The sequence below is a fragment of the Mesorhizobium sp. M1143 genome (genome assembly GCF_040318435.1).
Lineage (GTDB): Bacteria > Pseudomonadota > Alphaproteobacteria > Rhizobiales > Rhizobiaceae > Mesorhizobium.
In genome coordinates, this window is sequence record NZ_JAMYMJ010000140.1 from 1 (window position 1) to 2867 (window position 2867).

Annotated in this window: 3 protein-coding genes; 1 reads left to right on the forward strand and 2 read right to left on the reverse strand. The window is 56.1% G+C overall.

Features of this window, described 5'->3' with window-relative positions; all coding sequences use genetic code 11:
• Both NKH35_RS31290 and NKH35_RS31295 read right to left on the reverse strand, forming a co-directional pair.
• Positions 1-430, reverse strand: a 430-nt coding sequence (locus tag NKH35_RS31290; protein WP_352917527.1) for a Ros/MucR family transcriptional regulator, incomplete at its 3' end; no start/stop codon positions are given.
• Positions 431-848: 418 nt separating this feature from the next.
• Positions 849-1037: a hypothetical protein gene (locus tag NKH35_RS31295; RefSeq protein ID WP_023707827.1), complete on the reverse strand. Its 189-nt coding sequence runs from the start codon at positions 1035-1037 to the stop codon at positions 849-851.
• Positions 1038-1590: 553 nt separating this feature from the next.
• Between NKH35_RS31295 and NKH35_RS31300 the strand changes: the two genes are divergently transcribed.
• Positions 1591-2595 carry a glycosyltransferase family 10 domain-containing protein gene (locus NKH35_RS31300; RefSeq protein ID WP_352561458.1) on the forward strand — a complete coding sequence of 335 codons (1005 nt, stop codon included), beginning with the start codon at positions 1591-1593 and terminating at the stop codon, positions 2593-2595.
• Positions 2596-2867: the final 272 nt, after the last annotated feature.

Here is a 2867-nt window from a genome sequence, read left to right on the forward strand (position 1 = left end):
CTTCCGGCTCTTTCGGCGCTTTCGGTTTGCGGCCGAGCCCCATCGTTTTCGCCAGTGACGAACGCTTCGCGGCGTAGTGCGGCGCCACCATGGGATAATCCACCGGCAGGCCCCATTTGGCCCGATATTCACCCGGCGTCAGCCCATAGTGGGTCGACAGATGGCGCTTTAAAGATTTGAATTTCTTCCCGTCTTCAAGGGAGATGATGTAGTCCGGTGTCACCGACTTCCTGATCGGGACTGCAGGCGTAAGGGCAACCGGCTCTTGTGCATAGATACCTCCGGCCGTCGCTCTCAGAGCCGCATGCACTTGGCCGATGAGGGCAGGGAGATCCCCCACCGGGATCGGATTGTTGGACACGTAGGCCGACACGACGTCGGCGGCAAGCTCAATGAGGGTGTCGACGTTTTTTCCGGCTTCTTCTGTCATGAAACTCTCCAGGGGTGAAACATAGTCAGCGAAGCGTCGCTTCATAGGGCCGGTTGCCGCTGAAAGCAACAATGTCTCTGACTGCGTTATTGCCAATGCTCGTCCAGAAGCGACATCGATGCGCCATATTTCGCGGCGTGACCGCTGAGCCACTCGTTGTTGGCGACCCTGCCGAGGTGCGTGGCGCGTGCCGCTCTAACTTAGCGCCGAAGTCGCTAGTAGCCTCGAGGCTAAGCGCGCTGTTTTTGTCTCGCTTTGCTTCTTTGGACTGTGAATCGAGCGATAGTGGTCGCTTGATGGTGGGCGTCAGGGACGATGGAACAAACGTTCATTGGCAATGGCCAAAGTGATGTAAGTTCATCGCCGGTGAGCCGCTCTTGCAAAGGGGCTGGGAACCGCCGCTGATAAACCTAGGACATCAATGTATTTCGAGGCGTTTCTTAGCCGGTCCTGGAGAGGCGGCAATGGCTGCGGATGACACCTGTTCCAGGATATCAAACAGCGCGGCGACCGGCAGCTTCTCGAATCTGGAGCGGCTTCTCGCAAGTTGGCGCCGCGCCGAGAGGCCGGGCAAGGACAGTGAGCCGCCTGCATCAATGATATGCATCAACCAGCCAGCGACGCGTCCTCATACAGGAATGCCGCGACCGGCCGTGTGATCTCGCCGGTAGTCGCCGAGGCCCTCTGCATGAAGCCTCGTGATGTGCTGACGATCAACCAGGCCAGAAAGGTCGACGTCCTGAAGCAGGGATGACATGAGTTTGCCACTATGCGCAGGCTTGCCATGCCCTTCCGCGGCATTTTGCGGGGCCTGTGAGTTGGGCAAGCTCGGCACTTCGATCGACTTGGCGTCACCCGGCTCATCGCCAACACGCGTTTCGGTCTGGTCCTACGCCGTGACGTTGACTCCGTTCGCGATGCCATTGAACTGCCGTGGAGAGCGGCCGAGGCGGAAGGGCTGATCAACCGCCTGAAGACGATCAAACGTACCATTAGCCAGCGCCGGCTGCGAACTCCTTAGGCACGCATGCTGCCACTCAGCCGGCCTGATCACCACACGAAGCGAGGAAGAACCTGGTCAAGTGCAAAGCGACAATTGCCTCGACAGCAGGTCCCGGAAGGTTTATGCTGCCCGATGTTACCGCAATCCTGAATGGCGATTGAGTACCTTCACGACTGAAGGGAGTGGAACTGCTTTGTCGGCCAAATTGTTGACGGAACGCCCGGCGCCCATTGTTGCTACATGTCTAGATTCTTGGGGCGTTTTGGATGATGCAATCCACCATCTCACTCCAAAGGGCAGTGGAATCTGGAACAACGTCGCTTTTGTACGCACTACATCCTTCGTGCCCGATTGGCATATTGTCTTTAACTCTGCTTCTCTTTTTGGGCTCCCTGTTGATATCGAGGCGAGCCCAAACAGGACAATCTTTGCAATCGGCGAACCGCCGACGAAAGCTCATCGTGCATTTCATGAAGGGCAGGGGAAGAATACTATCGTCCTGACGTCTGACGAAGAGCTGGCTGCTCGGCAGAATGCAGCGCGCCGATTCGTTTTGTCTCCACCTATCACTCGGTCTTGGTCTGTAAACAAGACATATGACCAACTTCTGGTCAGCGAAGTCATGGATAAGCCGCTTCGGCTCTCATGGATTACCAGTAACATCGCCCTGCTAAAAGGACATCGATATCGGCTGGCGTTTCTTGAACGGCTGAGAAAGGAGCTCGATTTTGACCTGTTCGGCCGAGGTTTTCGGCTGATTGGAGATAAATGGAACGCACTCGCACCTTACCGTTACAGTATAGCGTTCGAGAATACTCGTGCTGACTACTATTTTACAGAGAAGCTTATGGACTGCTTCGTTGCTGAAACAATGCCGATCTATTACGGCAGCCCAGCAATCACGAGGTTCTTCCCTTCGGACTCTATGGTTCTGATTGACCCAGAGGACAAGAACGTAACCCAAAAAATTCAAGAAATCATCAACTCAGACCTCTGGAAGGAACGTCGCGGCGCAATAAGAGAGGCGAAGCGGCTAGTCCTCGAGAAATACAATACGTTTGCTTATCTCGCGGGCTTCATCGAAAGCGTTCAGGATAAACCCTTACCGCCAGAAATTATACACATCGAATCGCCTGAAGTTGATTTTGCAACAGACGAATGAATTAATCCAACGCTCGCTTCGCGTGGCCGGCGGTTGGTGGTCTGGCGAGATCGGTGCGGAGCGCTCGGCGGAGAATGCCTGCTGCGCAGACGGGCCGGCACGGGCGCACAAGGTCATGCGCCCCCGGCTGCCGCTGATCAGACGAACTGGGGAAGGCCAGGAACGGAATTGAGGACCTCGTCCACGAGTTCGTCGCCGGCATGTTCCTTGGCGCAGGCGATCGTCTCGTTGGCGAGGGCGGCGATCTTTGCCATGCTGAGACCCTCACCCAT